The organism is Streptomyces sp. NPDC127038, from assembly GCF_042725875.1.
Lineage (GTDB): Bacteria > Actinomycetota > Actinomycetes > Streptomycetales > Streptomycetaceae > Streptomyces.
The window spans coordinates 23617-29909 of sequence record NZ_JBHXDQ010000094.1 but is presented as its reverse complement, the minus strand read 5'-3'; the positions used below and the strand labels follow the sequence as shown (position 1 = coordinate 29909).

The window sequence follows — 6293 nt, the reverse complement described above, 5'->3', positions numbered from 1 at the left end:
GCTCCGGCCACGTTGAAGTAGCGCAGACACGCCGTGGACAGGCCCGTCGCCCGGCCCGTCGCGCGCACCAGCCACTCGCCGGCCAGCTTCGTCTCGCCGTACGGGCTCATCGGCGCGCACGGGGTCTCCTCCGTCACCAGGTCCACGTCCGGCATCCCGTAGACGGCGGCCGAGGACGAGAACACGAACGCGGTCACGGACGCCGCGGTCACCGCGTCCAGCAGGACGCGCAGGCCCTCGACGTTCTCCCGGTAGTAGTGCAGGGGCAGCTCCACGGACTCGCCGACCTGCTTCTTCGCCGCCAGGTGGACGACCCCGGTGACGGAGTGCTCCGCGAGCGTCCGGGCCACCAGGTCGCCGTCCAGGGTCGAGCCGACCACCAGCGGGACGTCCGCGGGCACCCGCTCCGCCCGCCCGGTGGACAGGTCGTCGTACACCACGGCCTGTTCGCCCGCCTCGCGCAGTGCGCGGACGACGTGCGCTCCGATGTAACCGGCGCCGCCGGTGATCAGCCAGGTCATGTGCGGCCGTTCTTCCTCGTGAGTGAACTGAGTGAACTGAGTGAAGTGAGCGAGCGAGCGGGAGGGGAGGGGCGAGCCCGTATCAGTGAAGCAGGCGCTTGAGCCGCCGCGACACCACTTCGGTCATTCCTCGCCAACCGGACGCCGTCCGCAGGCCCAGGGACCCCGCGTGCGTCCGGTACGGCTGGACGAGGAGCACGCCGTGGCGGACGTCCGGGATCGCGTGGCGGCCCAGCAGTCCGGGTCCGTCGAGGGCGTGCGCCGACACCTCCCGGCTCGTGCCGTCGCGAAAACGCACGGTCATGCGCAGATCCCAGACGCCCGCGCCCAGCGCCGACAGGTCCACCGGTGTCTCCGCCGACCAGGAGTCGCCGTAGCGGTCGGCCACCAGGACCGCCGTGCCGGTCAGGCCCACCCGCCCCTCCTCCCGGTGGACGAACTCCACGTCCACCGAGCCGGGACCGGCCTCGGCCATGCGCCCGTACAGCTCGTGCAGGCGCAGCCGCAGCCGGGTGCCCCGCACGCGGGGGCGCAGTTCCGCGTCGACGGCCATGGGCAGCAGATGGCCGGCCCGCCCCTGGAGGTGCTCCAGGGTCACCTCGGGGAGGTCGGCGGACCATACGGGGACGCCCTCGCCGTCGCGCGGGTAGGGCGGGAGCAGCCGGGCCGGGCGGGCGGCGAGTTCCTTGAGGCGGGGCAGGTCGCGCGGGGTGGGACAGGCGAGGATCACCCGGGCGAGGAGCCGGCCGGGGGCGGCGGGATTGACGGTGAAGTCGGCCGCGTCGAACGTCGACAGGTACGCCCGGGTGTGTTCCCACCAGGCGGTCCGGTACTCGGGGGTGCGCAGTTCCAGCTCGCGGGTGTACATCCGCAGCTCGTGGTCGAGGAACTTGGCGTGCACGGCCCGCGCGAGCTGCTTCTCGCCCGCGTTCAGCAGGATCTCGTACGCGGCCCGGTTCGCCTCCGTCCGCGCCTGCCAGTTGGCCATGTCCGCGCGGTCGAGCGAGATCGACAGGCGGTCGGCGCCGCGCCGCACGTGCCAGATGTACACCGTCTCGGGGATCAGGACGATGCGCGGCGCGGCGGCCAGCACCCGCGCGGTGAACACGAAGTCCTCGTAGGGGTAGCGGCCGTCGGGGAAACGGATGCCGTGCTCGCGCAGGAAGTCGGTGCGGTACAGCTTGTTGACGCAGAGCGTGTCGTGGGTGAGGCGTGGGCGGCGCGAGGGCCGGGATATGAGGGTGGGCCGCGCGTAGAGCGCGCGCTCCCAGGGCACCTCGCGGCCCGAGGGCAGCTCGCGCCGCACGCACAGTCCGGCCGCCACCTCGGTCCGGTGCTCCTCGGCGGAGCGGAGCAGCGCGTCCACCGCGCCGGGCGGCAGGACGTCGTCGCTGTCCAGGAACATCACGTACGGGGCCGAGACCGCGTCGATGCCGTCGTTGCGCGGGCTGCCGCAGCCGCCGCTGTTGACCTGCCGGTGGATCACCGTCAGGCGCGGCTCCGCCTCGGCGAGGGAGTCGAGGAGGGCGCCGCTGCCGTCCGTCGAGCAGTCGTCCACAGCGATGACCTCGCGCACGGCCGGACCCTGCGCGAGCGCCGAGCGCACGGCGTCCGCGACATGGGCGGCGTCGTCGTACCCGATGACGACGACGCCGACCTGCGCCTGGTGAGGTTTCATGTGATCCACGAGCCGGAATCGTAAGTATTGCGGGTAATTCTCCGTTAAGAGGCAGTCACTGTCTTGTTCGGAGCCCGGAGGGAATCCGGTGTGTGCCGTGCTCCCGGCCGGCCGGGACCTGATGGCGCGGGGTGGCCGTGGACAGCCCCGACCGCCACAGTCGTACGAAAGACACTCCCGCCGCCGTCGCCAGCAGGCCGTTGCGTACGAGCATCAGCAGACAGCCCGTCCAGGTGCTGCGCACCACTTCGCCGTACATCCCGGGGTACGCCACGGAGCTGACGGCCGTCGCCGCCAGGATCAGCAGGGCGACGGGGCGCTGGGTGGTCTGCCGCGAGGTCAGGCAGACGGCGGCCAGGCCGAGGAGCCAGATCATGTACTGGGGGCTGATCACCCGGCTCGTCACGGTGAACAGCAGGACGGCCGTGAGGGCCGCGTCGTACGGGGTGGCGCTCGTCCAGCGGCGTGCCCGCACCCGCCACAGCAGCACGAGCGCGAACGCGGCGGCCGTCAGGGCGAGCGAGCAGGCCGCGACCACGCCGGTGTACGGGCCGACGAACTCCATCGCGCCGTACTGGTAGCGGGCCGTCCCCGGCCAGCCGGCGTGACGCGCGAAGCCCAGGACCGTGCCGCCGAGCGACTCGATCTGGACGCCCCGGCCGCTCTGCTGGCGCAGGAAGTCGAACGGGTGGCTGAAGGCGGCCGCGAGGACGGCGAGCAGCGCGGCCGCGGTGAGCGCCGCCGAGGTCCACACCTGCCGGGCGGTGCGGCCGGGCGGGGTGCCGATCAGCGCCAGCGCGGGCCAGACCTTCACCAGGGCGCCCGCCGCGGCGAAGGCCCCGGCCGCGCGCGGGCGGCGGGAGAGCGTCAGCAGGGACACGACGGCGAAGGCGGTGACCTGCACGTCGTACCGGGCGAGCGGGACGTTCAGCAGCAGCGGCAGGCTCAGGACCCACAGCCAGGGGCCGCGCGTACTGCGGCCGGGCCGCAGCCCCGCGCGGGTGAGGACCGCGGCGATCACCGCGTCCGCAACGAGGGTGCAGACCACGAACGCGGTGAAGTACGTGAGCCCCGGCAGCAGCCCGGGTGCCAGCAGCACCGGGCCGGCGCCCGGCGGGTACTGCCACAGCCGGTCGCCCGCGGGGAACGCGCCCTGCGACAGGACGCCGTACCAGTGGAAGTACAGCCGGCGCACCTCGCGGGACACCCCGCCCCCGCCCAGCGGGGCCAGTCGGTCATGGGCCAGGAGCCACAGCATCAGGGCACGGCTGACGAGCCAGGCGGCGGCGAGGGCGGGCACGCGGTGGTTCCGGAAGGCGCTCATCAAGCCCGGATCGTAAGCCGCATGGATGGGGCATCACGTGCAATACGCGTCGATACCGGTCAAAGGTTGTTTAATAGCAAAAAATATGCCCCATGCTGCATGCGTGGATGAGGCTGCCGACCGCTCGGCGGCCATCGGCCGGGCGCCCGGCGGTCCGGCTGCCGGCGGTCCGGCCGCCGTCGGCGGGGCGTCCGGTGACGCGGCGTCCGCAGGAGGCGCGCCGGACGGCGGGACGCCCGGCGGCCCGGTGCCCGGGGACGGCGGCCGTCGTCCTGTCCGTGCTGGTGCCCGTCCTGGCCATGCTCGCGATCGGCCTGTGGGGGCTCGACCGCGGCGGCATGTGGCGCGACGAGGCGGTGACCTTCCAGGTCGCGCGGCGGTCCGTGCCGCAGATCTGGCACCTGCTGCACACCGTGGACGCCGTGCACGGCCTGTACTACCTGCTCATGCACCTCGTCCTCGCCCCGTACCCCGGCGAGACCGCCCTGCGCCTGCCCTCCGTCTGCGGCGCCGCCGCGACCGCCGGACTGGTGGCCGCGCTCGGGGTGCGCCTGAGCCGTCCGCGCGTCGGCCTGTGGGCGGGCCTGCTGTACGCCGTCACCCCCATGACCGGCCACTTCGCCCAGGAGGGCCGCTCCTACGCGCTCGTCGCGGCCGGGGCCGCCGGCGCGACCCTGCTGCTGGTGCGGGCGGCCGGGTCCGCCCGTCCCGGACCCTGGTGCGCGTACGCGGTCACGGCCGCCGTCACCTGTCTGCTGCACGAGATGGCCCTGCTCCTGCTCCTCGCCCACGCCGTCACGCTCGCGCTCGCCCGGGTCCCGGCCCGGGTGTGGCGGGCCTGGGCCCTCGCCGCGGCGGCCGTCGCCCTGGCGCTCGCACCCCTGGTCCACGTCTCCCACGGCCAGTCCGCGCAGGTCGCCTGGCTGGCCCGCACCGATCCGGCCAGCGCCGAACGCCTGCTCGGGCTGTTCACCGGACCGGCCCGGCTCGTGACCGTCCCCTATCTGGTCCTCGTCGCCCTCGCGTTCAGGCCCGAACGGACCCCGCGCGGCACGCTCTCGCTCCCGGCCGTCGCCCTGCCCCTGGTGAGCGTCCCCCCGGCGGTACTGCTCACGGTCTCGCACTGGCGGCCGCTCTACGACGAGCGCTACGTCCTGTACGCCCTCGCCGGGGCCCCGCTGCTCGCCGCCGCCGGGGCCGACCACCTCGCGGCGAGACTGCCGCGGCTGCTGCCCCACGCGGTCACCACCGGCGTCCTCGCCGTGGCCCTCGTCCTCGCCGTCCAGCTCCCGCTGCTGCGCGAGGACCGCAGTCCCGACCGGCGGCCCGACAACCTGGCCGCCGTCTCCGCCCTCGCCGGCGCCGAACTGCGCCCCGGCGACCCGGTGCTGTTCCTGCCCTCCCTCGCCCGGCGCGCGGCCCTGGCCTACCCGCGGGGCTTCCGCGGGATCCGTGACATCGCCCTCGCCGTTCCGGCGCCCGCCTCGGGAACGCTGTACGGCCGGGAGGCGGGACCCGCCGAACTGCGCCGCAGACTCGACCGGCTCGACCGGGTCTGGGTGGTCGCCGCCCCGTTCGCGACGCGCCGGACCTGGCGTCCCGCCGAGGCGGGCGAGCGGCTCAAGCTCGCCGTGCTCGGCGGGCGGTTCGTGCCCGCCGAGCAGGTCGTCAGCCGCGGAGTGACGCTGCGCCTCTATCTGCGCCGGCCTACGCACATCCCGTTGCCCCGGACCGGGCCGCTTCCGCCGGCGCGGCCTCGTCCAGGGCCGCCGTCAGCCGGTCGAGCCGGGCCCGGAGCTCCCGGATCTCCTCCAGGTCCGCCCCGGTAGCCGCCGCGATCCGGCGCGGCACGTCCTCCGCCCGCCCCCGCAGCGCGGACCCCTCCTCGGTGAGGGCCACCTGCACGGAGCGCTCGTCGCGCGCGCTGCGCTCCCGCCGCACCAGACCCGCCGCCTCCAGCCGTTTCAGCAGCGGCGACAGCGTTCCCGAGTCGAGCCGCAGATGCTCGCCGACCTTCTTCACGGGCAGTTCGCCGTGCTCCCACAGCACCAGCATCACCAGGTACTGCGGATAGGTGAGCCCGAGGTCCTTCAGCAGGACGCGGTAGACGCCGCCGAAGGCGCGCGAGGCGGCGTTCAGCGAGAAGCAGATCTGCTCGTCGAGGCGGAGGAAGTCCCCTGCGGCGGGGGCCCCGGCGCCCGGGGCGGGTGTTGCGCTCATGCCCCCAGGATAGACCTGGCGAGCAATTCAGTTGTGCACAACTGAATTGCGTGCTCTAATTCTGTTCGTGAGGCCGCCGGAAGGCGACCCCGCGAGGACTCCGGCTTGATCCGACTTGAGAGGGATGGTCCCCATGGACGCGCTCTACACCGCTGTCGCCACCGCCACCCACGGCCGCGAGGGCCGTGCCGTCAGCTCCGACGGCACGCTCGACCTCCAGCTGGGCATTCCGGCGCAGATGGGCGGCAGCGGCCAGGGCACGAACCCCGAGCAGCTGTTCGCCGCCGGGTACGCGGCCTGTTTCGCGAGCGCCCTCGGCCTGGTCGGCCGCGCCGCGAAGGTCGACGTCACCGAGGCCGCCGTGACCGGCGAGGTGAGCATCGGCAAGCAGGGCGAGGGCTTCGGCCTGGCCGTCACGCTCCGCGTCGAGCTGCCCGACACCGTGGACGAGGCGACCGGCCGCAAGCTGGTCGAGCAGGCCCACCAGGTCTGCCCCTACTCCAACGCCACCCGCGGGAACATCCCGGTCGAGCTCGTCATCGAGTAACCG

5 protein-coding genes are annotated in these 6293 nt (G+C 74.0%); 1 reads left to right on the top strand and 4 read right to left on the bottom strand.

Going from position 1 to position 6293, the window contains the following annotated elements; genetic code table 11:
* From ACFWI4_RS38235 to ACFWI4_RS38220, 4 genes are all read right to left on the bottom strand, one after another.
* Positions 1 to 521, bottom strand: a 521-nt coding sequence (locus tag ACFWI4_RS38235; RefSeq protein ID WP_387205918.1) for an NAD-dependent epimerase/dehydratase family protein, incomplete at its 3' end; no start/stop codon positions are given.
* An 82-nt stretch (positions 522 to 603) separates the two neighbouring features.
* Positions 604 to 2199: a glycosyltransferase family 2 protein gene (locus ACFWI4_RS38230; protein WP_387205922.1), complete on the bottom strand. Its 1596-nt coding sequence runs from the start codon at positions 2197 to 2199 to the stop codon at positions 604 to 606.
* Between the two features lie 55 nt (positions 2200 to 2254).
* Positions 2255 to 3523 (bottom strand): glycosyltransferase 87 family protein, encoded by a 1269-nt coding sequence (locus ACFWI4_RS38225; RefSeq protein ID WP_387205916.1) that lies wholly within the window; start codon positions 3521 to 3523, stop codon positions 2255 to 2257.
* 1707 nt (positions 3524 to 5230) lie between these two features.
* Positions 5231 to 5743: a MarR family winged helix-turn-helix transcriptional regulator gene (locus tag ACFWI4_RS38220; RefSeq protein ID WP_387205914.1), complete on the bottom strand. Its 513-nt coding sequence runs from the start codon at positions 5741 to 5743 to the stop codon at positions 5231 to 5233.
* Between the two features lie 133 nt (positions 5744 to 5876).
* Between ACFWI4_RS38220 and ACFWI4_RS38215 the strand changes: the two genes are divergently transcribed.
* On the top strand, positions 5877 to 6290 hold the full coding sequence (locus ACFWI4_RS38215) for an organic hydroperoxide resistance protein (RefSeq protein WP_359023634.1): 414 nt from the start codon (positions 5877 to 5879) through the stop codon (positions 6288 to 6290).
* Positions 6291 to 6293: the final 3 nt, after the last annotated feature.

Bases quoted from the DNA above. Each gene is read 5' to 3' on its own strand.
- ACFWI4_RS38230 (WP_387205922.1), bottom strand. From the start codon at position 2,199: ATGAAACCTCACCAGGCGCAGGTCGGCGTCGTCGTCATCGGGTACGAC.
- ACFWI4_RS38220 (WP_387205914.1), bottom strand. From the start codon at position 5,743: ATGAGCGCAACACCCGCCCCGGGCGCCGGGGCCCCCGCCGCAGGGGAC.
- ACFWI4_RS38225 (WP_387205916.1), bottom strand. From the start codon at position 3,523: ATGAGCGCCTTCCGGAACCACCGCGTGCCCGCCCTCGCCGCCGCCTGG.
- ACFWI4_RS38215 (WP_359023634.1), top strand. From the start codon at position 5,877: ATGGACGCGCTCTACACCGCTGTCGCCACCGCCACCCACGGCCGCGAG.